Annotated in this window: 22 protein-coding genes; 10 read left to right on the top strand and 12 right to left on the bottom strand. The window is 72.3% G+C overall.

Annotation, left to right across the window (positions count from 1 at the left end; genetic code table 11):
- Window positions 1-9: 9 nt before the first annotated feature.
- Window positions 10-681, bottom strand: a complete 672-nt coding sequence (gene nucS, locus ACZ3HQ_RS01355; RefSeq protein ID WP_467506995.1) for an endonuclease NucS — start codon at window positions 679-681, stop codon at window positions 10-12.
- Between the two features lie 298 nt (window positions 682-979).
- Here nucS and ACZ3HQ_RS01350 point away from each other — a divergent pair, with 298 nt between their 5' ends.
- Window positions 980-1,372 (top strand): SCO5389 family protein, encoded by a 393-nt coding sequence (locus ACZ3HQ_RS01350; protein WP_030815996.1) that lies wholly within the window; start codon window positions 980-982, stop codon window positions 1,370-1,372.
- Between the two features lie 114 nt (window positions 1,373-1,486).
- Here the strand turns inward: ACZ3HQ_RS01350 and ACZ3HQ_RS01345 are convergent, their stop codons facing one another.
- Window positions 1,487-2,515 carry an LLM class flavin-dependent oxidoreductase gene (locus ACZ3HQ_RS01345; protein ID WP_467506993.1) on the bottom strand — a complete coding sequence of 343 codons (1,029 nt, stop codon included), beginning with the start codon at window positions 2,513-2,515 and terminating at the stop codon, window positions 1,487-1,489.
- Between the two features lie 243 nt (window positions 2,516-2,758).
- Between ACZ3HQ_RS01345 and ACZ3HQ_RS01340 the strand changes: the two genes are divergently transcribed.
- Window positions 2,759-3,091: an ATP/GTP-binding protein gene (locus ACZ3HQ_RS01340; RefSeq protein ID WP_467506991.1), complete on the top strand. Its 333-nt coding sequence runs from the start codon at window positions 2,759-2,761 to the stop codon at window positions 3,089-3,091.
- Between the two features lie 11 nt (window positions 3,092-3,102).
- Here the strand turns inward: ACZ3HQ_RS01340 and ACZ3HQ_RS01335 are convergent, their stop codons facing one another.
- From ACZ3HQ_RS01335 to mce, 5 genes are all read right to left on the bottom strand, one after another.
- A complete protein-coding gene (locus tag ACZ3HQ_RS01335) occupies window positions 3,103-3,957 on the bottom strand; it encodes an ABC transporter permease (RefSeq protein ID WP_467506989.1) in 855 nt (284 codons plus the stop codon).
- Entirely contained in the window at window positions 3,954-5,081 is a 1,128-nt protein-coding gene (locus ACZ3HQ_RS01330) for an ABC transporter ATP-binding protein (RefSeq protein ID WP_467506987.1), read from the bottom strand. The genes ACZ3HQ_RS01335 and ACZ3HQ_RS01330 overlap by 4 nt, the downstream gene beginning before the upstream one ends.
- A gap of 210 nt (window positions 5,082-5,291) precedes the next feature.
- Window positions 5,292-6,227, bottom strand: coding sequence for a cellulose-binding protein (locus tag ACZ3HQ_RS01325; RefSeq protein ID WP_467506985.1), 936 nt, complete (start codon window positions 6,225-6,227; stop codon window positions 5,292-5,294).
- A 156-nt stretch (window positions 6,228-6,383) separates the two neighbouring features.
- A complete protein-coding gene (gene scy, locus ACZ3HQ_RS01320; RefSeq protein ID WP_467506983.1) occupies window positions 6,384-10,229 on the bottom strand; it encodes a polarized growth protein Scy in 3,846 nt (1,281 codons plus the stop codon).
- A 208-nt stretch (window positions 10,230-10,437) separates the two neighbouring features.
- Window positions 10,438-10,878, bottom strand: coding sequence for a methylmalonyl-CoA epimerase (gene mce, locus ACZ3HQ_RS01315; protein WP_135784159.1), 441 nt, complete (start codon window positions 10,876-10,878; stop codon window positions 10,438-10,440).
- A 149-nt stretch (window positions 10,879-11,027) separates the two neighbouring features.
- Here mce and ACZ3HQ_RS01310 point away from each other — a divergent pair, with 149 nt between their 5' ends.
- The 3 genes from ACZ3HQ_RS01310 to ACZ3HQ_RS01300 all read left to right on the top strand — a co-directional run bounded on the left by ACZ3HQ_RS01310 (window position 11,028) and on the right by ACZ3HQ_RS01300 (window position 14,579).
- Complete coding sequence (locus tag ACZ3HQ_RS01310; RefSeq protein ID WP_467506981.1) at window positions 11,028-12,227, top strand: acetyl-CoA C-acetyltransferase; 1,200 nt, start codon at window positions 11,028-11,030, stop codon at window positions 12,225-12,227.
- 44 nt (window positions 12,228-12,271) lie between these two features.
- Complete coding sequence (gene meaB, locus ACZ3HQ_RS01305; protein ID WP_467506979.1) at window positions 12,272-13,228, top strand: methylmalonyl Co-A mutase-associated GTPase MeaB; 957 nt, start codon at window positions 12,272-12,274, stop codon at window positions 13,226-13,228.
- Window positions 13,229-13,364: 136 nt separating this feature from the next.
- On the top strand, window positions 13,365-14,579 hold the full coding sequence (locus ACZ3HQ_RS01300) for an MFS transporter (protein ID WP_467506977.1): 1,215 nt from the start codon (window positions 13,365-13,367) through the stop codon (window positions 14,577-14,579).
- Window positions 14,580-14,760: 181 nt separating this feature from the next.
- Here ACZ3HQ_RS01300 and ACZ3HQ_RS01295 read toward each other — a convergent pair whose 3' ends face one another.
- From ACZ3HQ_RS01295 to ACZ3HQ_RS01280, 4 genes are all read right to left on the bottom strand, one after another.
- Window positions 14,761-15,237: a MarR family winged helix-turn-helix transcriptional regulator gene (locus tag ACZ3HQ_RS01295; protein ID WP_086695678.1), complete on the bottom strand. Its 477-nt coding sequence runs from the start codon at window positions 15,235-15,237 to the stop codon at window positions 14,761-14,763.
- A 92-nt stretch (window positions 15,238-15,329) separates the two neighbouring features.
- Window positions 15,330-16,136, bottom strand: a complete 807-nt coding sequence (locus ACZ3HQ_RS01290; protein WP_467506975.1) for an AIM24 family protein — start codon at window positions 16,134-16,136, stop codon at window positions 15,330-15,332.
- Window positions 16,133-16,783, bottom strand: a complete 651-nt coding sequence (locus tag ACZ3HQ_RS01285) for an AIM24 family protein (protein ID WP_467506973.1) — start codon at window positions 16,781-16,783, stop codon at window positions 16,133-16,135. The genes ACZ3HQ_RS01290 and ACZ3HQ_RS01285 overlap by 4 nt, the downstream gene beginning before the upstream one ends.
- Before the next feature lies 1 nt (window position 16,784).
- Complete coding sequence (locus ACZ3HQ_RS01280; protein WP_030816024.1) at window positions 16,785-17,417, bottom strand: AIM24 family protein; 633 nt, start codon at window positions 17,415-17,417, stop codon at window positions 16,785-16,787.
- Between the two features lie 175 nt (window positions 17,418-17,592).
- Between ACZ3HQ_RS01280 and ACZ3HQ_RS01275 the strand changes: the two genes are divergently transcribed.
- A complete protein-coding gene (locus ACZ3HQ_RS01275) occupies window positions 17,593-17,937 on the top strand; it encodes a DUF3817 domain-containing protein (protein WP_467506971.1) in 345 nt (114 codons plus the stop codon).
- Window positions 17,934-18,227 carry an MTH1187 family thiamine-binding protein gene (locus tag ACZ3HQ_RS01270; RefSeq protein WP_467506969.1) on the top strand — a complete coding sequence of 98 codons (294 nt, stop codon included), beginning with the start codon at window positions 17,934-17,936 and terminating at the stop codon, window positions 18,225-18,227. Before ACZ3HQ_RS01275 ends, ACZ3HQ_RS01270 begins: the two co-directional genes overlap by 4 nt.
- Before the next feature lie 59 nt (window positions 18,228-18,286).
- On the opposite strand, the gene ACZ3HQ_RS01265 is transcribed toward ACZ3HQ_RS01270, so the two are convergent.
- Window positions 18,287-19,264, bottom strand: a complete 978-nt coding sequence (locus ACZ3HQ_RS01265; RefSeq protein ID WP_467506967.1) for a DUF5937 family protein — start codon at window positions 19,262-19,264, stop codon at window positions 18,287-18,289.
- Between the two features lie 75 nt (window positions 19,265-19,339).
- On the opposite strand from ACZ3HQ_RS01265, the gene ACZ3HQ_RS01260 reads away from it, so the two are divergent.
- The 3 genes from ACZ3HQ_RS01260 (at window position 19,340) to ACZ3HQ_RS01250 (ending at window position 21,511) form a co-directional block, all read left to right on the top strand.
- On the top strand, window positions 19,340-20,584 hold the full coding sequence (locus ACZ3HQ_RS01260; RefSeq protein WP_467506965.1) for an MFS transporter: 1,245 nt from the start codon (window positions 19,340-19,342) through the stop codon (window positions 20,582-20,584).
- 11 nt (window positions 20,585-20,595) lie between these two features.
- On the top strand, window positions 20,596-21,105 hold the full coding sequence (locus ACZ3HQ_RS01255; RefSeq protein ID WP_467506964.1) for a MarR family winged helix-turn-helix transcriptional regulator: 510 nt from the start codon (window positions 20,596-20,598) through the stop codon (window positions 21,103-21,105).
- Between the two features lie 67 nt (window positions 21,106-21,172).
- Complete coding sequence (locus ACZ3HQ_RS01250; protein ID WP_467506962.1) at window positions 21,173-21,511, top strand: DUF3817 domain-containing protein; 339 nt, start codon at window positions 21,173-21,175, stop codon at window positions 21,509-21,511.
- The last annotated feature ends 21 nt before the right edge of the window (window positions 21,512-21,532 follow it).

Below are 21,532 nucleotides of genomic sequence, written 5' to 3'. Positions count from 1 at the left end.
GCGGGAGACTCAGAACAGGCGGAGCTTGTCGTCCTCGATGCCGCGCATGGCGTCGTAGTCGAGGACCTGGCAGCCGATGCCCCGGTCCGTGGCCAGTACGCGGGCCTGGGGCTTGATCTCCTGGGCCGCGAACACCCCGCGCACCGGGGCGAGGTGGGGATCGCGGTTGAGCAGCTCCAGATAGCGGGTGAGCTGCTCCACGCCGTCGATCTCGCCGCGCCGCTTGATCTCGACGGCGACCGTGCCGCCGTCGGCGTCCCGGCAGAGGATGTCGACCGGGCCGATCGCCGTCATGTACTCGCGGCGGATCAGGGTGTAGCCCTCGCCGAGCGTCTCGATGCGGTCCGCGAGCAGCTCCTGGAGGTGCGCTTCCACGCCGTCCTTGATCAGGCCGGGGTCCACGCCCAGTTCGTGGGACGAGTCGTGGAGGACTTCCTCCATCGTGATGATCAGTTTCTCGCCCGCTTTGTTGATGACGGTCCACACGCCCGCCTCGTCGCCCACGCCCTCCTTCAGGGTGCAGGGCGGCGACATCCAGTTGAGGGGCTTGTAGGCCCGGTCGTCCGCGTGGATGGAGACGCTGCCGTCCGCCTTGACCAGGATCAGGCGGGGGGCCGAGGGCAGGTGGGCGGTGAGCCGGCCGGCGTAGTCGACCGAGCACCGGGCAATGACGAGACGCATGGTCGGCAACGCTACTCGACGCGCACCCGTGCACGCGATTCGCCCGCGTCCCACCACCTGCTCGCCGCCCCGCCCGTCCGGGAGGCCACCCCAATTGTCCCTGATAACTCTTGTTCCTCCCTGGCCGATTGTGACCGCAAGGCGACCGTTCCATATACGCATTCTGCTGGTGTGGTCACCGACGGTTGCCTACCGTAGGAGCAGGGAGGCCGCGTGGGGGTACGGAGCGTCTCCGTTGTCGCGCACTCCCTTTTCTGTCCGGCAACCCCTGTCCATCGGGGGTGCGAGAGGAGAACCCATGTCGCTCGACGTCTCACCGGCCCTACTGGAACAGGCCGAGCGAGGCGAGGTCGACGAAGCAGAATTCGTCGACTGCGTCCGGACCTCCCTGCCCTTTGCGTGGGAGATGATCAGCTCCCTGGTGGCCCAGCTCAAGGTGGACGGCGGACCCTTCGCCGACAACCAGACGCCCCCGCCGGACGAGCAGGCGCGCGGCCAGTTGCTGCGCGCGCTCGCCAGTGACGCCATCCGCGGCGCTCTCCAGCGCCACTTCGGCGTACGCCTGGCCTTCCAGAACTGCCACCGGGTGGCGGTGTTCCCGCTGGACCCGTCGGTGGACGAGAGGCTGGCCCGCTTCACCTCGGTGCGCGCCCAGCTCCTCAACCAGTCCCCGGAGCTGCGGGACTGCTGACGCACACGCGCGACGCCGGCTCCATGAGCCGCCGGCTTGCCGTACCCGTCCGGGGGGAGGTGCATGCGGGACGGACGCGGCAGGCTCTCCCGGCGGCCGGGGAGCCGGTGGTGGTCAGCGCAACCGGGGCAGCACCTCGGCGCCCAGGCGCCGCAGGTTCTCCTCGGTCGCGTCCAGATCGCCGGAGCCCTCGACCAGCAGGGCGAAGCGGGAGATTCCGGTGCGCTCCGCGGTGGCCGCGAGACGATCCGCGGCCAGCCGGGGCGTACCCACCGGGTGCAGCCCGCAGAGCAGTTCGGTGTAGGCGTACGGGTCGCGCATCGCGCGCGCCCGGCCGTCCACCGTCAGGTGGGCCTCAAGGCCCCATTTCAGCCAGCCCGGCATCGCCTTCAGCAGCGTCTCCACGGCGTCGGTGCGGCTGTCCGCGAGCTGGCAGACCCCGGCCGAGACATGGCCGGCGGCCGCGATCTCCTCGGGCGGCCGGCCCGACTCGCGGGCGTGACGCCGCCAGAGGGCGACCATCTCGGCCTTCTCCTCGTCCCCCACGTGCATCCCCAGCAGCATCGGCAGCCCCCGCTCGGCGGCCAGCCGCACGCTCTTCGGCGAGGTGCACGCCACCACCACCTCGGGCCCCGGTGTCTCGGTCAGCGCGTCCGCCGGGCGCGGCACCACCGGCACCTCGCGGAAGGCGTACCGCTCGCCCGAGGCGCCGACCGACGGCTCGCGCAGCCAGCGCAGCAGCAGGTCCAGCGACTCCGGGAAGCCCCGCTCGTACGCCGCGAGTCCGGCGCCGAAGACCTCCAGGTCCACCCAGGGCCCGCCCCGGCCGACGCCCAGGGTGAACCGGCCGCCGCTGGTGACGTGCAGCAGCGCGGCCTGCTCGCCGAGGGCCACCGGGTGGGCGGTGGGCAGTACGCTGACCGCGGTGCCGACCCGGACGCGGCGGGTGCGGCCCAGCAGCAGGGCGGCCAGGGTCACGGCCGACGGACAGGTGCCGTACGGCACGAAGTGGTGCTCGGCCAGCCACACCGTGTCCAGGCCGGCCTCGTCGGCCACCTCGGCGGAGCGCACCGCCCGGTGCAGGGCCTCGCCGGCACCCTGGCCCGGATACTGGGCCGCCAGCACAAAACTTCCTACGCGCATCGCAATTCCCGCTTCCTTGGCTCCGACCGGGAGCTCCCCCGACCGGCATAACCACATGACACGTGCCCAGGACACGGCTTCGTGGAGGGATTTGCGGATTGTCTGCAGAATGGTCGCTTCTCTGCTGGAATGGATCGGCCTGGAGGGGGACTTGTGCGGGTTGGCGCCCTACGCGTACCCCCGGCCGGTGCCGCGTAGGCTGGACGCGGCCCGTGCTCCCTGTATAGCCCCAAGAGGTGTCCCGTGTCCCCGCGTCGCAACCGACCCAAGGCGGCAGGCTCGTCCGGCCGGAGTGCCGAGGACGACCGGTCGGGCCGGTACGGCGGCTGGCAGTCCACCGAGTCCTGGCAGGGCGAGGAGTGGAGCGTGCGCCATGTCGCCGGGGCGAGCGCCGACGGCAAGACCTACCGCTGCCCCGGCTGCGACCAGGTGATCCCCTCCGGCCTCCCGCACGTGGTGGCCTGGCCCGAGCACGCGGGCGTCGACGACCGGCGGCACTGGCACAAGGCGTGCTGGAACGCACGGGACCGCCGCACCACGCGGGTACGGCGGTCCGGGAACACGCCCAGGTTCTGAGAAGCGCGGGGTTACACGTCCCGGCTCTCCAGCAGCGCGTACGCCCCGGCGAACGCCGCCGCCGTCACGCCCAGCATGATCCACAGCGGCTCCCAGCCGGACGGCCCGGAGTGGCTGAGGGTGTTGTCGTAGAACACGCCCATCTGGCTCGGGATCGAGTACTCCAGCAGCGCCTGCTGCACCTTCTCCAGCGAGCCGGCGTTCATGAACAGCGCGATCACCAGCGGGGCCAGCACGGCGCCGATCATGATGGTGATGGCGCCCGCCGAGTGCCGGATCATCGAGCCCACCAGCAGCGACAGCAGGCCGAGCAGCGCGATGTAGAGGCTGATGCCGAGCGTCGCCTTCAGCCATTCCGCGCCGGAGGGGGTCCGGGTGCCGTTGCCCTCCAGCATCGACGTCTGGATCAGCGCCACCAGGGACACCGTCGCCAGCGTCACCACGAAGGCGACCACGAAGAACACGATCGACTTGGCCGCCAGCACCCGGCCCCGGCTCGGGCACGCGGTCATCGTCGTACGGATCATGCCCGTGCCGTACTCGGACGCCGTGGTCAGCACGCCCAGCGTCATCACGCACATCATGCCGAGCAGCAGCCCGAAGAAGCCGAGGGTCAGCGGGTTCTGGCCGTCCAGCTCACCGGCGCCCCGGACCGCCACCGCGGCCAGCAGGCCGATGCCGACCACGAGCAGTACGAACACGCCGAGCGTCCACACCGTGGAGCGCACCGACTTCATCTTCGTCCACTCCGAGGCCAGCGCGTGCCCGAGGTGCGTGGGCGTGACCGGGATCGGTGAGCTGTAGCCGGAGTGGAGACCGCCGGACGCGTGGGGCGCCTCGGGCATCGGGGGCTGCTGGGTGCTCATCGGGGGTCCTCGGGCTTCGTCGGTTCGGCGGGCGCGGCGTACGGGTTCGGCGTCTCGGGGCCGGGAGCGGCCGGCGCCGGCGGGGCGTACGGGACGCCCGGCTGGGGCGGCGGCGGGGCGTACCAGCCCGGCTGGCCCTGGCCCGGCACCGGCATCGGGGGCTGCACACCGGGCGGCAGCGGCTGCTGGAGCCCGGAGCGCTGGTCCACGGTGGAGCGGTAGTCGACGACGCCCTGCGTCATCCGCATGTACGCCTCCTCCAGCGACGCCTGGTGCGGCGACAGCTCCCACAGCCGTACGTCCGCCTCGTGCGCCAGGTCGCTGATGCGGGGGAGCGCCAGGCCGGTCACCCGGAGCGCGCCGTCCAGCTCGGGCATGACATGGCCGCCCGCCTCGGTCAGCGCCGAGGTCAGCTTCTCCCGCTGCTGAGGCTCGCTGTCCGGCGTGCGCACCCGCGCGAAGTCGGCGGAGTTGGCCGAGATGAAGTGGGTCACGCTCATGTCGGCGAGGAGCTGACCCCGCCCGATCACGATCAGATGGTCCGCGGTCAGCGCCATCTCGCTCATCAGGTGCGAGGAGACGAAGACCGTACGGCCCTCGGCGGCCAGCGCCTTCATCAGGTTGCGGACCCAGAGGATGCCCTCGGGGTCGAGGCCGTTGACCGGCTCGTCGAACAGCAGCACCTGGGGGTCGCCCAGCAGGGCGGCGGCGATGCCGAGGCGCTGGCCCATGCCGAGGGAGAAGCCCTTGGAGCGCTTGCGGGCCACTTCCGTCAGGCCGACGACCCCGAGCACCTCGTCCACCCGGCGGGCCGGGATGCCCGAGAGCTGGGCGAGGCTCAGCAGATGGTTGCGGGCGCTGCGGCCGCCGTGCACCGCCTTGGCGTCGAGCAGCGCGCCGACCTGGCGGGGGGCGTTGGGCAGCTTGCGGTACGGGTAGCCGCCGATGGTCACCGAGCCGGCGGTGGGGTTGTCCAGCCCGAGGATCATCCGCATGGTCGTGGACTTGCCGGAGCCGTTCGGTCCGAGGAAGCCGGTCACCGCGCCGGGACGCACCTGGAAGGAGAGGTCGTGCACGGCGGTCTTGTCGCCGTACCGCTTGGTCAGGCCAACAGCCTCGATCATGCTCCGCACCCATCGGAAGGTTCAGGACAGCGTGGCGCGTGCCCCCGTAAGGGTTAGGAGGATAACCGGGCCGGAGCGGTTCCGCTCAAGAGAAAGTAAAGCCAAAGGGTCACCGCGCGTGCCCGAACACCGCCGAGAGCGGCCGAAGCCCCCTGCCGCACCCGGCGGCAGAGGGCTTCGCCCGCGCTCAGCGGGGACACACCCGGAGCGTTACCGGGTCTGCTGCGCCGGCACACCGCGCGTGGCCGACTCGTCCTCGACCGGGGAACCGGCGGCAGCGACCGCGGCACCCGTCAGCGTGGCGAGCATCTCGCGGACGTTGGTGAGCTGGGCGTTGATGCTGTCGCGGCGGTTGGTCAGCGCCGCCAGCTCCCGCTCGGACTCCGAACGGATGCGGTCCGCCTTGGCGTTGGCGTCCGCCACGATGTCCTCGGCCTGACGCTGCGCCGTCTCCACCGTCTGCCGCGCACGGCGGTCGGCGTCGGTGCGCAGCTTCTCCGCCTCCAGACGGAGCTGCTCGGCGCGGTGCTCGATCTCCGCGAGCCGCTTCTCCGCCTTCTGCTGACGCGACGCCAGGTCCCGCTCGGACTGCTCGCGGCGCTTGGCGAGATTCGTCTCGAAGTCGGCGGCGGCCTGCGCGGCCTTGGCGCGGGTCTCCTCGAAGAGGGCGTCCGCCTCCTCGCGCTTGGACTGCGCGTCCTTCTGCGCGTCCGCGCGGAGCTGCGCCGCCTCGCCCTTGGCCTTCTCGACGATCCGGACGCCCTCGTCCTCGGACTTCGCCTTGCGCTCGGCGGCGAACGACTCCGCGTCGTTGCGCACCTGCTGGGCGGCCGACTCGGCCAGCTCACGGTGCTGTTCGGAGGCGCGCCGGGCCTCCTCGCGCAGGTCCTTCGCCTCCTCCTCGGCGAGGCGCAGGATCTTCTCGACCCGCGCGCCCAGACCCGCGTACGACGGCTCCGCGTCGGTGATCTGGGCCTGGGCGTTCTGCGTTTCGAGGTGGAGCTCCTCGATGCGCTTCTCCAGTGCGGTGATCCGGGAGAGCGCGCTGTCACGGTCGGAGACGAGCTTGGAGATGCGTTCGTCCACCTGAGCGCGGTCGTATCCACGCCGCACTAGCTCGAAGCCGTAGGGGGAAGTGTCGCTCATGGGGTTCCTGTCGAATGAGACCGGTGAGGTGATAGAGGGAATCCTAGGCGCCGAAGCGGTGTGTCATCGAGCGGATACGTTTTTGGTCCGGAGAATGACACCTCTTTCGGGTGGCCGACCCCCCGAAACTTGCCATGCGCCGTCCCGATCCCCGCCCTACGCGTCGGAGTTCTTGCCACCCGACCGGGGCGGACCCACCGTCGCTCCCGCCTTGACACCGCTGTCCTTGCCCGCCGGACCCTCGAACGACTCCAGCGCCTCCAGCACGTCCTGGACGCGCGAGATCTCGGTGTTGATGTCCTCGCGGCGGCGCACCAGGATCTCCAGCTCCCGCTTGCCCTCCTCGACCGTGCGCCGCGCCTCGCGGATCGCCTCGGCCTTCAGGTCCTCGGCCTCCTTGACGAGCCTGGTCTTCTTCTGCTCGGCCTCCTTGAGCAGACCCTCCGCCTTCTTCACGGCGGCGATCCGCACCTTGCCCGCCTCGGAGTTGGCCTCCGACACCAGCTCCTTGGCCTTCGCCTGCGCCTTGGCGAGCTGCTCCTCGGCCGCCTTGATCAGCGCGTCGCAGCGGTCGCCGGTCGACTTCATCGTCTCGGCCGCCTCCCGGCGGGCCCGCTCGTGCAGCTCCTCGATCTCCGAGGTGACCCGCTCGCGCAGCTCCTCCGCCCGCTCCCGGATCGCGGTCGCGTCCCGGCGCGCCCCGACCAGCAGGTCGTCGGCGTCCGTACGGGCCTTCTCCACGCGGGAGTTGCCCGCCACCGTCGCCTCGGCCACGATCCGCTCGGCCTCGGTGCGGGCCGCGCCCACCATCGAGTCGGCCTGGCCCTCGGCGTCCGCGGTGGTCTTCTGCGCCTGCTGCCGCGCCTCCGCGAGGAGCTTGTCCGCCTCGGCCGCCGTCTCCGAGATGAGGGTGTCGACCTGCTCGGCCGCCTCCGAGCGCCGCTTGTTGGCCTCGTTGCGCGCCTCGTCCAGCGTCCGCTCGGCCTCCTCGCGCGCGGAGCCGGTCAGCCGCTCGGCCTCCGTCTCCGCCTCGGACCTGACCCGCTCGGCCTCGGCGCGCATCCGCTCCGCGTGCCGCTGCGCCGTACCGACCGTCTCCGCCGCCTCGGCCCGCAGGCGCTCGGCGTCGTCGGTCGCGTCCGCGATCAACTGCTCGGCGTTCGCCACCGCTTCGGCGCGGACCCGCTCCGCCTCCGCGGCCGTCTCGTTCTGGAGCCGCTCGGCCTCGGAACGCGCCTCGGTGATCAGGGTGTCGGCCTGCGTCGCCGCGTCCGACCGGATGCGGTTGGCGTCCTCGCGGGCGTCCGCCCGGGTCCGCGCCGCGGCCTGGTCGGCCTCCGCCAGCTTGTCCGACGCCTCGGTGCGCACCCGCTGCGCGTACTCGGCGGCGTCCGTGCGCAGCCGCTCCGACTCCTCGGCCGCCTCGGCGACCGTGTGCTCGGCGAGCGCCTTGGCCGCCTCGGACTCCTCGCTCGCCTCCCGGCGCAGCCGCGTCGCGTCCTCGCTCGCCCGCTCCCGCTCGGCGTAGGCGTCGGTGCGGACCCGGTCCGCCTCCTCCTCGGCCTCGCGCCGGGTACGGTCCGCCGCGTGCTCGGCGGCCGAACGCAGCCCGGCGATCTCCTCCTGCGCCTGCTCGTGCAGCCCGCTGACGGAGTCCCGTACCTGCTGGGCGTGCGTCTCGGCGGCGGACACCATCTCGGTGGCCCGGCGGTCCGCCTCCTGAACCAGCCGGGTCGCCTCGGCCTGCGCCTCCTCCACGCGGGTGCGCGCCGCGGCCAGCAGTTCCTCGCTCTGCTCGCGGGCCCGCTCGCGCTCCTGGTCCGCCTCCTCGCGGGCGGCACCGAGCAGCTCCTCCGCCTCGCGGCGGCGCCGGGCGGCCTCCTCCTGGGCCGCGGCGAGCGTCTCGGACGCCTCCGTGCCCAGCCGCTCCGCGGCGGCCTGCGCTTCGGCGCGGACCCGGTCCGCGGTCTCCTGCGCCTCGGTCTTGAGCCGCTCGGCCTCGGCCGCGGCCTCCGACCGCAGCCGCACGGCCACCGACTCGCCCTCGGCGCGCGAGGCGGACGCGTCCGCCGCGGCCTCGTCGCGCAGCCGCTCCGCCTCGGTCGCGGCCTGCTGCTGGAGCGTACGGATGCGCTCGGCGGCCTCCGACCGCAGCCGCTCCGACTCCTCGGCGGCCTCGCGCCGGATGCGGGCCGCCTCCTCGCGGGCCTCGGTCAGCGCCTGCTCGGCCGACTCCAGCCGCTCCTGCGCCTCGGTCTGCAGCCGGGTCAGCTCACCGGCGGCCTCCTCGCGGCGCGCCTCGGCGGCCTTCTCGGCCTCCTCACGCAGCTCGCGGGCGGCCTTCTCGGCCTCCGCGCCGACCGTCTCGGCCCGCTCCTCGGCCTCGGCCTTGAGCCGCTCGGCCTCCTTGCGGGTGCGCTCCAGGGTCTCCTCGGCCTGCCGGCGCAGCGCGGTGGCGCGCTCGATGGCCTCGGTGCGGACCTTCTCGCTGTCGGTGGTGGCGGTCTTGCGCAGCTCGTCCGCGTCCGCCTTGGCCTTGGCGAGGAGTTCCTCGGCGGACTTGGCCGCCTCCTCGATCTGGGTGACCGCCTCCCGGCGGGCCTCGGCGCGGATGGAGTCGCCCTCGGTGACCGCGTCGGCGCGGAGCTGCTCGGCCTCGCCGCGCAGGCGCCGCGCCTCCTCCTGGAGTTCGACCGTCTTGGCCCGGTACTCCTTGGTGTCGTCCTTCGCCGTGCCCTTGAGCTCCTCGGCGATGTCGTGCGCCTCGGCGCGCAGCCGGTCCGCCTCCGCCTCGGCCTCCGAGCGGATGCGCTCGGCCTCCTCGGTGGCGGCCTTGGTGGTCCTGCGGGCGTCCTCGGCGGCCTTGTTCAGGACCTCCTCGGCCGTCCGGGCGGCCTTGGAGAGCTGGCTCGCGGTCTCCTCGGCGGTGGCGCTGCGGGCGTTCTCCCCGGCCTCGGCGAGGATCTTCTCCGCCTCCGCGCGGGCATCCGCGACGATCTGCTCGGCGTCCGCCTTGGTGGTCTCGGCCTCCTTGGTGGCCTCGCTGACCAGCCGGGCGACCTGCTCCTTGGCGGTGCGCGTCCGGGTCTCGTTGGCGGCCTCGGCACTGGACAGCGCCTTGGCGGCGGCCTCCTTCGCCTCGTTGACCAGCTTCTCGGCCTCGGACCGGGCGCTGCGCAGGGCGCGCTCGGCCTCCGCCATCCGCTCCTCGGCGCTCCGGCTGAGCTCGGCGGCCTGCCGGCGCGCGGCGTCCGACTCGCTGGCGGTGGAGGTACGGAGCTGCTCGGCGTGGTCGGTGGCCTCCTGCGCCTGCGAGGAGGCGGCGTTCAGCAGCCGCTCGGCGTCGGTACGGGCCCGGCGCAGGATCTGCTCGGCCTCGGCACGGGCCGCCTCGGCGTCGGTGCGCAGCCGCTCACGGGCCTCGTGGGTCAGCCGCTCGGCCTCCGCGCGGGCGGCGGCCATGGCCTGCTCGGCCTCGGCGCGCGACTCGTCCAGCAGCCGGCGGGCCTGCTGCTCGGTGCGGGCGCGGAGCTGCTCGGCCCAGGCCACGTTCTCGTTGACGTGGGACTCGACGGTCTGGCGGCGCTCGGCCAGCTCCTGGTCCAACTGCTGGCGGCGGGTGACCGCCTCCTGGTGCAGCTCCGCCTGGAGCCGGGCGGAGTGCTCGGCGTGCTCCTGGAGGATGCGCTGGGTCTGCGCGCGGGCCTGGCTCAGCTCGCGCTCGGCGTCCTGCCGCAACTGGTCGGCCTGCACCTGGGCGTTGCGGAGCAACTGCTCGGCCTGATAGCCGATGTCGCCGCCGTCGTAGGCGGGACGGGTCATCAGGGTGCGGCGCGCCTCGTGCAGCTTGGCGCGCAGCACCTCGACCTGGTAGCCGAGGTCCTCGGCGTGCTGGATCGCCTTTTCCCGCTCGGTCTTCAGCCGCTTCATCTCGGCCTCGAACCGAGAGAGGTGGTCGACGTCAGCCGCCGGCTCTCGCTCCTGGCTCTCGTAGCCCCGCACTGCGCGGTCCCATCCGTCCCCTGGTGAATTTCTCCGACGAGCACCGTCCATCCGCCGGACGGGGCCCTCCGGGGAATGGTGTCAGATCAACGGCGGAGCACGGGCTGCTGCCCCGACGCTCGTCCCCCGAAACCCGGACCCCGGCATCGGTCGTCCCCCGTGTTCGGGGACGACCGCCCCCAACCCTACCGGCCCTTATGTACGAGAGTCAGTGCTCAGGTGACTCAACTGCCGCCGAAGTGACCAGTTCTGTCAGGACACCGTGGCAATCCTTGGGGTGCAGGAAGGTGATCCGGGACCCCATGGAACCGATGCGGGGCTCGTCGTACAGCACGCGTACGCCCTTGTCGCGGATGCCGGCGGCGTCCGCGTCCACGTCCGCGGTGCCGAAGGCGATGTGATGGACGCCCTCCCCGTTCTTGGCCAGCCACTTGCCGACCGCGGAGTCCTCCCGCGTCGGCTCCAGCAACTGGAGGTAGGAGGCGCCGCCGTCCGAGGTCTCGTTGATCTTGAGCATGGCCTCCCGGACGCCCTGCTCCTCGTTCACCTCGGTGTGGAACACCTCGAAGCCGTAGGTCGTCCGGTAGAACTCGACGGTGGTGTCGAGGTCGTGGCAGGCGATCCCGATGTGGTCGATTCGCGTCAGCATGGTTTCAGTGCAGCGCTCCGGCGGTGGTTACGCAACGTGCGCGCGATCACACCGTAAGGGCGATGACGGGCTCCGGTACCGGTCAGTACATTCGAAGTAAACCCTCGTTCACTCCTCGGCTGTGCAGGCCGGTAAGGGGATCGCAGCTCATGTCTTCTGGAAAGACCACCTCTGTGATCGTCGCGGGCGCGCGGACGCCCATGGGACGGTTGCTCGGTTCGCTGAAGTCCTTCTCGGGTGCCGACCTGGGCGGCTTCGCCATCAAGGCGGCCCTCGACCGCGCCGGGATCAGCGGCGACCAGGTCCAGTACGTGATCATGGGCCAGGTGCTCCAGGCGGGTGCCGGTCAGATCCCGGCCCGTCAGGCCGCCGTCAAGGCCGGCATCCCGATGAACGTGCCGGCGCTCACCGTCAACAAGGTCTGCCTCTCCGGCCTCGACGCCATCGCGCTGGCCGACCAGCTCATCCGCGCGGGTGAGTTCGACATCGTGGTCGCGGGCGGCCAGGAGTCGATGACCAACGCCCCGCACCTGCTGCCGAAGTCCCGCGAGGGCTTCAAGTACGGCGCGATCGAGATGCTGGACTCGATGGCCCACGACGGGCTGACCGACTCCTTCGAGAACATCGCCATGGGCGAGTCCACGGAGAAGCACAACACCCGCCTCGGCATCGGCCGGGCCGCGCAGGACGAGATCGCCGCGCTGTCCCACCAGCGGGCCGCCGCCGCGCAGAAGAACGGCCTGTTCGAGGCCGAGATCACCCCGGTGGAGATCCCGCAGCGCAAGGGCGACCCGGTGCTGTTCAGCAAGGACGAGGGCATCCGCGGGGACACCACCGCCGAGTCGCTCGGCCGGCTCCGGCCCGCCTTCACCAAGGACGGCACCATCACCGCCGGGTCCTCCTCGCAGATCTCCGACGGCGCGGCCGCGGTGGTCGTGATGAGCAAGGCGAAGGCGGAGGAACTCGGTCTGGAGTGGCTGGCGGAGATCGGCGCGCACGGCAATGTCGCAGGTCCCGACAACTCCCTCCAGTCGCAGCCCTCCAACGCCATCCAGCACGCGCTGGGCAAGGAGGGGCTGACCGTCTCCGACCTCGACCTCATCGAGATCAACGAGGCGTTCGCGGCGGTCGCCGTGCAGTCAATGGACGACCTCGGAGTGTCCACGGAAAAGGTGAACGTCAACGGCGGTGCCATCGCCCTCGGCCACCCGATCGGCATGTCCGGCGCCCGGCTGGTGCTGCATCTGGCGCTGGAGCTGAAGCGCCGGGGCGGCGGGGTCGGCGCGGCCGCGCTGTGCGGTGGCGGCGGGCAGGGTGACGCGCTGATCGTGCGGGTACCCAAGGGCTAGATCATCTTTTTCCTGCGGTATGCGCGAGTGAACGGAGCTGTGTGATGCGGGACGTCTCCTCTCTGGTGGCCGAGGCGAGGGAAGGCCGGCCTCGGGCCGTGGCCCGGCTGATCTCCCTGGTCGAGGGGGCGTCGCCGCAGCTCCGGGAGGTGATGGCGGCACTGGCCCCGCTGACCGGCAACGCGTACGTGGTCGGTCTGACCGGCTCGCCCGGCGTCGGCAAGTCCACCTCCACCTCCGCGCTGGTCACCGCGTACCGCAAGCAGGGCAGGCGGGTCGGCGTCCTCGCCGTCGACCCGTCCTCGCCGTTCTCCGGGGGCGCGCTGCTCGGGGACCGGGTCCGGATGTCCGACCACGCCTCCGACCCCGGCGTCTACATCCGCTCCATGGCCACCCGCGGCCACCTGGGCGGGCTCGCCTGGGCCGCGCCGCAGGCGATCCGGGTGCTGGACGCGGCCGGCTGCGACGTGATCCTGGTCGAGACGGTCGGCGTCGGCCAGTCCGAGGTGGAGATCGCCTCCCAGGCCGACACCTCCGTGGTCCTGCTGGCGCCCGGCATGGGTGACGGCATCCAGGCGGCGAAGGCCGGAATCCTGGAGATCGGTGATGTCTACGTCGTCAACAAGGCCGACCGCGACGGCGCCGACGCCACCGCCCGCGAGCTGAACCACATGCTCGGCCTCGGCGAGGCCCGCGGCCCCGGCGACTGGCGCCCCCCGATCGTCAAGACCGTCGCCGCCCGCGCCGAGGGCATCGACGAGGTGGTCGAGGCCCTGGAGAAGCACCGGGCCTGGATGGAGGAACACTCCGTCCTCGCCGAACGCCGCCGGGCCCGGGCGGCCCGCGAGGTGGAGACCATCGCGGTGACCGCCCTGCGTGAACGCATCGGCGACCTCCACGGCGACCGCCGCCTCTCCGCGCTGGCGGACCGCATCGTCACGGGCGACCTCGACCCGTACCGCGCGGCGGACGAACTGGTCGAGGGGCTTACCCAGGGCTGAGCCGTGCTGCTAGCTTGACCGGCATGTTCCTCCTCATGGCATAGAGCGCGCCCTTCGCGCCCGCGCGGCACTCCTCGCTGGAGCCCCGCGCGGCGCACCGGTGCCCTCGTCCCGCCTCCCGTGAGGAACCCCGCGCATGTCCGCGCCCGCTTCCGCGCGCCCCGCCGCGCCCTCGTACGCCGCCGTCCTCCGCGTCCCGCACGCGCGCCGCACCTTCACCACCGCCCTCGTGGGCCGCCTGTCCTACGGCACGGTCCCGCTGTCCCTGCTGCTCGCCACCCAGCGGGCCACCGGCTCGTACGCGGCCTCCGGGGCGGTGCTCTCCCTGTACGGCGCCGCCGTCGTCTTCCTGACCCCGGCGCGCGCCTCGCTGGTGGACCGGTACGGCGCCCGGCGCGCCCTGCTGCCGCTGGCCGTCGCCCACGGGGGGCTGCTCTGCCTGCTCGCCGCGCTCACCTGGCGGCCCGGCGCTCCGGTGCCGCTGATCGGGGGCGCCGCCGTCCTCGCGGGCGCCTTTGCCCCGCCGCTCGGGCCGGCCATGCGGGCGGTGTGGTCCGAACTCCTCGCCGACCGGGATCTGCTGCGGCGCGCGTACAGCCTCGACGGGGTCGCCGAGGAGCTGCTGTTCGTGTCCGGCCCGGCCCTGGTGGGTGTCCTGGTCGCCTGGACGGTTCCGGCGTCCGGGCTGCTGCTCGGGGCGCTGCTCCTGGTCGTGGGGACGGCCGCCTTCGTCACCTCCCCGGCGATGCCCGGGCCCCGCGCCCGGTCCGGGGGCGGTGGGCGCCCGGGTGGTGTGCGGGGGCTCGCGGCGCCGGTCGTGGTGGCGGCGGGGACGGGGCTCACGATCAGCGGGGTGGAGCTGCTGGTGCTGGCCCATGTCGGCGGGCACCTCGGCGACACCGGACTCGTCCCCTGGGTGCTGGGCGCCCTGTCGGTGGGCAGCGCGCTGGGCGGGCTGGCCAACGGCGCGATCGACTGGCGTGGCTCCGCCCGGTCCCGTCTCGCCGGTTTCGCGGCGGCCCTCGGCCTGACGATCGCGGTGGCGGGACTGGCGCCCGGCGTGCTGACGCTCGCGGTGGCCATGGCCTGTGCGGGTGCCTTCATCGCTCCGGCGCTCACCACGGCCTATCTGCTGGCGGACGAGTCGGCCCCCGCGAGCGACCGCATCCGTGCCGGGGCCTGGGTGAACATGGCGGTGAATGGGGGCAGTTCGGCCGGCGGCCTGACCACCGGCGCCCTCCTGGGCCACCTCCCGCTGCCCCTGTGCTTCGCGCTGACCGGGGCCACCGCCCTGGGCTCGGCCGGGGTGGCCCTGGCGGGCGGGAGGCGACGGGAGCCCGTGCGGGTGTGAGCCGGGGAAGCGTGTCCGCGGCCCCGGACGGCAGAGCGCCCCGCCCTCCCTCGCGCCGGTGCGGTGCGTCGGGTGGGCGGGGCGTTGCCTCAGGGTTGGCAGAGGCGCGGGCTCGGGCCGCGTCCGGCGCGGGGTCGCCGCTCGCCGGGCGCGGTACGCAGGACCCGTGGAGCCGTCCGGGCTACGGGCGGCCGCGCTGGTCTCTGAGGTGCTCCGCGATGGGCTTGAGGGACTTGTCGAGGTCCTGGAGGGCGTCGGGGGAGAGGAGGTCGATGAAGTGGCGGCGGACGGAGGCCACGTGGTGCGGGGCCACCTTCCGCATCGTCTCCAGCCCGTGCTCGGTCAGGACGGCGAAGAGGCCCCGCCGGTCCGACTCGCAGTTCTCCCGGCGGACCAGGTCCGCGTTCTCCATACGGGTGATCTGATGCGAGAGGCGGCTCTTGGACTGCATGGTCGCGCCCGCCAGATCGCTCATCCGCATCCGCATGTCTTCCGACTCGGACAGATTGACGAGGATCTCGTAGTCGTTCATCGTCAGGCCGAACGGCTGTAGATCCTTCTCTAGCTGGTACGTCAACAGCCTGTTGACCTCCAGGTGGGTGCGCCAGGCGCACTGCTCCGCATCGGTCAGCCAGTGCGTGGCCGTCTCGGTCTCCATGAATGAAGTCTACCTAAGAAGTTGAATGGCGAACTACTCTGGGTGATGTGACTGTGCGCACGCGTTCGACGTCACACTCCGCAGACTACCGCTCACAGCCCGAAGCGACGCTGGAGGTCTCCTAGCTGTCCGGGAAGGCGCGGTACCCCGGAAGCCCCCGTTCCGGGCGTCATCGGCCCTGCTGCACCCCCTCCGGGTACCCCCGGCTCGGACGGAACAGCACCCGTGGACCGCTCGGCCATCAGCGTCTCGCTGGACTGGAGCAGTACCGTCCCCGCGCCCGTGAACTCGAACTGGTGCTCCTCCCCGGAAGCCCCGCCGATCCCCGTCATCGCACGTAGACCGCCCATCACCCCGGTGAGATAGGAGTGGTCGTAGTGGTGGCAGGGGGAGGGGCAGTCGGCCCAGCCGACCAGCGCCTGCGGGTCCACCCGGATCGGCGGCTCCATGAAGACCACCGGCCCGTTCGAAGCGGCGACGAACTTTCCGGTTCCGATCAGCGTCAGAAAGCCCGGCACGATCGACTGTTTGAGTGCCAAGCTTGGCTCAAAAGCGATCAAGTTGCCCGCGCGAACGGTCAGGTTGCCCTGATCCAGGTCGTACGAATTCACATCGAAGGCCCGGTCGGCGAGGAGCATCTTGCCCGAGCCCTCCGCCACCACCCAGTCGCTCGCGTGCAGTGGCGAATGGAAGGAAGTGCGCACCAGGCGGTCCAGCCGGCCGTGCCCGATGCCGTTGAAGTCGATCGACCCGTAGTAGGCGATCATCTTCCCCTTCTGCAGGAACCACTGGCCTCCCTTGAGCTCCACGCAGAAGGTGTACGGGTTCACGTTGTCGTCGGCGGGAAGCGTCACCGGGTCGAAGACCACCGGCCCGCCCGCGCTCGGGTAACCGCTCACAGCTTCTCCTCCGACGCCTGGACGTACACCGTGCCGTGGCCGCTCAGCTCCAGTTGGAACGCCTCGCCGGAGCCGCGCCCCACCATGTCCCGCCAGCCCAGCGCCGTGGACAGCTTGTTGCGCACCTCGCCGTGATGGGCGACGTACGCCTGGGGGTCCACATGGACCGGGCGCTGCGGGGTGATCGGCAGCTCGAAGACCCCGCCGTGCGCCATCACCGCGACCGCGCCGTGGCCCTGGAGGGTGGTGGTGAACAGGCCCTGCCCGGTCGCCTGGCCGCGCACCAGGCCCATCACCCCGCCCTGCGAGCCGAGGAACATGGTCCCCTGCCGGAGCGAGCCCTCGAAGGCGAGCAGCCGGTCCGCCTCCACGTACAGGGTGTCGCCGGTGAGAGTGATGACATGGACGTGATGGCCGCCGTGCCCGAACAGGACCGTGCCGCTGCCCTCCACCGTCATCAGCGGGGCCGCCTCCCCGGCGACCCGGCGCCCGAGCATCGACATGACCCCGCCCTGGCCGCTCTGCGTGTTCGGGGTGAAGGACACCTCGCCGGTGTACGCCAGCATCGCCCCGCGCTGGCTGAACAGCCGCTGCCCCGGCACCACTTGGGCCTCGACCATCTTGGAGTTGATCTCCCGGAAGCTCATCTCACAGATCCCCCGCGATCGTGTTCCGCTCGCTGGGCTGCACATAGACCAGCCCGTCGCCCTCGAAGCGGATCTGGAACGCCTCCCCGCCGCCCTCGCCCATCAGGGTGCGGAAGGTGACGCCGGACTGGAAGGACTGCCGGACGTTCCCCTGGTGCGCGATGTAGGCGCCCGGGTCGACGGTCAGCGGGTACTGCGGGCTGACCCGGAGCACCACCGCCGGACCGTCGGACAGGATCGCGGCCTGGCCGGTGCCCTCCACGGTCGTGGTGAACAGGCCGTTTCCCTGCGAGGCGCCGCGCAGCCCGGTGAAGGTGGTGCCCGTGCGCAGGCCCGCGTCGGTCGCCAGCAGGTTGCTCGACTCCACGTACAGCGTGTCGCCGCGCAGCGCGACGAGATTGATCTCGGACGCCCGGTCCGCGAACCAGCAGGTCCCCTGCCCCCTCACCTCCATCACCGTCATCTGCTCGCCGGTGATGCGCCGCGTCACCATCCCGCGCAGCCCCTCCCCGCCGCCGCTCAGCTTCTTGAAGGCCATCTGTCCGTCGTACGCGACCATCGAGCCGTTCTTCGCCTTCACGGCGTCACCGGTCACGTCGACGGCGAGGACCTTGCTTCCCTGGAGTCGGAACATCGCCACCCCGTGAAAGTAGCGGGCGGCCGGGTGGAGAGAACAGGGCCCACGGGTGGAGAACGACCCTGAGCACACCCCTAGGGGCACCGTTTGCCACAATGGGAGGACGCTTGTGCTTCCGTTCACAAAGCGGATCATGAAGCGCGCTCAGCGACACTCCCACCGAAGGTGACCCGTGGACCTCAAGACAGCCTCCGCCCTCCGCCGCCTCCGCCTGGTCTCGGCGCCGGAGGCCGTGTCCTTCCTGCTCCTGCTGCTGTGCTCGGTGCTGAAGCGGACCACGGACTTCGACGCGGTCCCGGTGATGGGCTGGGTCCACGCCGTGCTGTTCATCCTGTACGTGATCTTCTGGCTGGACGCCTGGAACCGGACCAAGTGGAGCTTCGGCACCGCCGCCCTCTACTTCGTCCTCTCGGTGCTGCCCACCGGCGGCTTCTTCGCCGAGCGCAAGCTGCGCCGGGAGGCCGAGAACGCCGTCATCGCGGCCCGCGCCCGCGAGGAAGGAACCGTGAACGCATGATCGTCGCCTTCTCCGTGACGCCCCTCGGTGTCGGCGAGGACGTGGGGGAGTACGTCGCCGACGCCGTCCGCGTGGTCCGCGAGTCCGGGCTGCCGAACCGCACCGACGCCATGTTCACCTCCATCGAGGGCGAGTGGGGCGAGGTCATGGACGTCGTCAAGCGCGCCGTGGCCGCCGTCGAGGCCCGCGCGCCCCGCGTCTCCCTGGTCCTCAAGGCCGACATCCGCCCCGGCGTCACCGACGGCCTCACCTCCAAGGTGGAGACCGTGGAACGGCACCTGGGCGCCTGACCGTCCCCGCACACCCGCTCGCCCCCACCGGCACGCCCCGGCTGCCGGCCGGCCTTCCGTCAGCCTCCTGACGCCAGTGCCATCCCCAACGGGGTCCGCTCGTACAGCACTTGGTGACCGTACCGGCGGGCCGTGAGCAGGCCGCTGTCGCGCAGCACCGACAGGTGGGACGAGACCGAGGACGCGGCGAGGCCGAGGCGGTGGGCCAGGGCGGTGGTGGACGCCGGGTCGTCCAGCGCCGCCAGTACTGCCGCGCGGTTGCGGCCCAGCAGGCGGACCAGCGCCTCCGGGGTCCGGTCGCCCGGCTCGGCCCACAGGCCGCCGACACCGCGCGCCGGGTAGACGAGGGCCGGCTGCCACGGCGGGTCGAAGCCCGTGATCACGTCCGGCCAGCAGAACACGCTCGGCATCAGCACCAGGCCCCGCCCGCCGAGCCGGCGCTCGTAGACCCCGCCCGGCAGGGTCAGCGTGCGGCCGTCCCAGCTCAGCCGGGCGTCCAGCTCGGGCAGCAGGGTGCCGAGGCCGACCTCGGCGAGGCGGCGCGAGTGGAAGGCGACGTCCGCCTCCAGCAGTGCCCGCAACCGGGGCCACTCCGGCTCCACCAGGACCCGCCAGGCCACCTCCAGGGCGTCCGCCAGCTCCCGCACCATCCGCACCGGGTCCGCCAGCCACGCCCGGCCCTGCTCCGAGGTCAGCGCACCGGGCGTACAGGCCAGTGAGCGGGCGGTGTCCTCGCGGGCCGCATCCGGGTCGGCCGCCCGTACCGCCGCGATCTCCTCCTCGAAGGTGGCCGCCGGGCCGATCGGCGGCGGCCCGAGCCAGTCGGGCGAGTGGCCGCGGCGGGGCATCAGCAGCCACAGCGGAGCGAGGTCCAGACCGGCCGCCGCCGTACGGATGCGGCGCAGCCACGGCGCGTGGTAGCCCTGCCGGTCCGGGCGGCGCAGCGTGCGCACGGCGTCGTGCGTCTCCCACAGCGGGGAGACGGCGAACCGGCAGTTCAGGAAGTCGTCCTCACCGAAGTGCAGATGCGAGGCCATGACCGCTCCCCCCTGACATTCGGCCGGAGCCGAAACTCTACGCCGCCCGGCACCGCCCCCGGCAGGCTGCCCGGCATGTCCGCACCGCCCACGGCCCCGGTGGCTCCCCGTACCGGGTACCGCCACGTCCTCGCCGTCCCCGAGTTCCGCGCCCTGTTCGCCGCGCATGTGCTGTCCCTGCTCGGGACGGTCGTCAGCGAGATCGCGCTGTCCGTCCTCGTCTACGACCTCACCGCCTCGGCACTGATGAGCGCGCTCGCCTTCGCGGCCGGGTTCCTGCCGTACGCGCTCGGCGGCACGCTGCTCGCGCCGGTCGCCGACCGGTTCCCGGCCCGGCGGGTGCTGGTGGTGTGCGACCTGGTGTGCGCGGCGTGCGTCGCGGTGATGGTGGTGCCGGGGACGGGGGTCGCGGTGCTGCTGGTGCTGCGGTGCGGGGTCGCGGTGGTCTCGCCGGTGTTCTCCGGTACGCGGATGGCGACGCTCGCGGACGTCCTCGGCGACGGGGACGCCTTCGTGCTCGGGCGGTCCCTGATCCGGATCGTCTCGCAGAGCGCGCTGCTGGCCGGATACGCGACCGGCGGGCTGCTGCTGACCGTCGTCAGCCCCCGGCACGCGCTGCTGATCACGGTCGGCACCTTCCTCGCCTCGGCCGCGCTGCTGCGCTTCGGCACCCGGCGCCGGCCGGCCCGCGGGCGGGCGGAGCGGGCGGAGGGGAGGGGCGGTACCCGCGCGCTCCTGGGCAACCGGCGCGTACTGGTGCTGCTGCTCGTCTTCTGGGTGCCCTCGATGTTCTTCGTCTTCCCCGAGGCGCTCGCCGCCCCCTACTCCGACCTGCTCGGCTCGGGCTCCACCGGGCTCGGGCTGCTGATGTGCGCGCTGCCCGTCGGCACGATCGCCGGGGAACTGTTCGCGGGGGCGCGGCTCGGGCCGGCGGCGCGGGAGCGGATCGTGCTGCCGCTGCTCTGTCTCGCGGTGGTGCCGTACCTCGGGTACGCCCTGGCGCCCGGACTCTGGCCCTCCCTGCTGCTCCTGGTGCCGGCCGGGGCGTGTTCGGCGTACACGCTCGGGCTCGACCAGTGGTTCGTGCGGGCGGTGCCGGAGGAGTTGCGGGGGCGGGCGATGACGCTGCTGAGCGCCGGGCTGATGTCGGTCCAGGGGGTCGGCATGGCGCTGGCGGGGGTGGTGGCCGAGGTCATGGGGGTGCGGGCGGCCGTCGTGGCGGCGGGAGTGGTGGGCACGGTGTGCTGCGTGGCGCTCGCCGTGGGGTGCCGGGTGACCGAAAGCCGAGACGGGGCTGCCCGCGATATGACCGGCCGGTAGGGTCTGATGACGTGCCCAAGCCTCTCAGTCTCCCCTTCGACCCCATCGCCCGTGCCGACGAGCTCTGGAAGCAGCGCTGGGGAAGCGTGCCCTCGATGGCCGCGATCACCTCGATCATGCGGGCCCAGCAGATCCTGCTGGCCGAGGTCGACGCCGTGGTCAAACCGTACGGGCTGACCTTCGCGCGCTACGAGGCGCTGGTGCTGCTCACCTTCTCCAAGGAGGGGGAGCTGCCCATGTCCAAGATCGGCGAACGGCTGATGGTCCACCCCACCTCGGTCACCAACACCGTCGACCGCCTGGTGAAGACCGGCCTCGTCGCCAGACGCCCCAACCCCAAGGACGGCCGCGGCACCCTCGCCGTCATCACCGACAAGGGCCGCGAGGTCGTCGACGCCGCCACCCGGGACCTCATGTCCATGGACTTCGGCCTCAGCGCCTACGACGCGGAGAGCTGCGCCGAAATCTTCACCCTGCTCCGGCCGCTGCGGGTGGCGGCGGGGGATTTCGAGGACGCCTGACCTGCGGGTCCTTGCGAGAACGACCCTGGGACAAGATCTCCCGGAACGCGTGGTTACGCTCGTACGTATGAAGAAGAGCGTGCTGACCCGGTACCGGGTGATGTCCTACGTCACCGGTGTGCTGCTGGTCCTGCTGACCCTGGGCGTGATCGCCAAGTACCTGCTCCACCTGGACGGCGCCGGCGACTTCACCCGGATCATCGGCATCGCCCACGGCTGGCTGTACGTGGTCTACCTGGTCTTCGCCTTCGACCTGGGCTCCAAGGCGAAGTGGCCGGTCGGCAAGCAGCTCTGGGTGCTGATCGCGGGCACCATCCCCACCGCCGCCTTCTTCGTCGAGCGGAAGATCAGCCACGAGCTGGAGGCCCAGGTCGCGCAGCCGTCCCCGACGGCCGTCAAGGCGTAACCGGAACCGCCGTACCCACCC

This window comes from Streptomyces sp. NPDC018263, assembly GCF_055562575.1.
This window is presented reverse-complemented; position numbering and strand designations above follow the sequence as displayed.

Bases quoted from the DNA above. Each gene is read 5' to 3' on its own strand.
- nucS (WP_467506995.1), bottom strand. From the start codon at position 681: ATGCGTCTCGTCATTGCCCGGTGCTCGGTCGACTACGCCGGCCGGCTC.
- ACZ3HQ_RS01350 (WP_030815996.1), top strand. From the start codon at position 980: ATGTCGCTCGACGTCTCACCGGCCCTACTGGAACAGGCCGAGCGAGGC.
- ACZ3HQ_RS01345 (WP_467506993.1), bottom strand. From the start codon at position 2,515: ATGCGCGTAGGAAGTTTTGTGCTGGCGGCCCAGTATCCGGGCCAGGGT.
- ACZ3HQ_RS01335 (WP_467506989.1), bottom strand. From the start codon at position 3,957: ATGAGCACCCAGCAGCCCCCGATGCCCGAGGCGCCCCACGCGTCCGGC.
- ACZ3HQ_RS01330 (WP_467506987.1), bottom strand. From the start codon at position 5,081: ATGATCGAGGCTGTTGGCCTGACCAAGCGGTACGGCGACAAGACCGCC.
- ACZ3HQ_RS01325 (WP_467506985.1), bottom strand. From the start codon at position 6,227: ATGAGCGACACTTCCCCCTACGGCTTCGAGCTAGTGCGGCGTGGATAC.
- mce (WP_135784159.1), bottom strand. From the start codon at position 10,878: ATGCTGACGCGAATCGACCACATCGGGATCGCCTGCCACGACCTCGAC.
- ACZ3HQ_RS01310 (WP_467506981.1), top strand. From the start codon at position 11,028: ATGTCTTCTGGAAAGACCACCTCTGTGATCGTCGCGGGCGCGCGGACG.
- meaB (WP_467506979.1), top strand. From the start codon at position 12,272: ATGCGGGACGTCTCCTCTCTGGTGGCCGAGGCGAGGGAAGGCCGGCCT.
- ACZ3HQ_RS01300 (WP_467506977.1), top strand. From the start codon at position 13,365: ATGTCCGCGCCCGCTTCCGCGCGCCCCGCCGCGCCCTCGTACGCCGCC.
- ACZ3HQ_RS01295 (WP_086695678.1), bottom strand. From the start codon at position 15,237: ATGGAGACCGAGACGGCCACGCACTGGCTGACCGATGCGGAGCAGTGC.
- ACZ3HQ_RS01285 (WP_467506973.1), bottom strand. From the start codon at position 16,783: ATGAGCTTCCGGGAGATCAACTCCAAGATGGTCGAGGCCCAAGTGGTG.
- ACZ3HQ_RS01280 (WP_030816024.1), bottom strand. From the start codon at position 17,417: ATGTTCCGACTCCAGGGAAGCAAGGTCCTCGCCGTCGACGTGACCGGT.
- ACZ3HQ_RS01270 (WP_467506969.1), top strand. From the start codon at position 17,934: ATGATCGTCGCCTTCTCCGTGACGCCCCTCGGTGTCGGCGAGGACGTG.
- ACZ3HQ_RS01265 (WP_467506967.1), bottom strand. From the start codon at position 19,264: ATGGCCTCGCATCTGCACTTCGGTGAGGACGACTTCCTGAACTGCCGG.
- ACZ3HQ_RS01260 (WP_467506965.1), top strand. From the start codon at position 19,340: ATGTCCGCACCGCCCACGGCCCCGGTGGCTCCCCGTACCGGGTACCGC.
- ACZ3HQ_RS01250 (WP_467506962.1), top strand. From the start codon at position 21,173: ATGAAGAAGAGCGTGCTGACCCGGTACCGGGTGATGTCCTACGTCACC.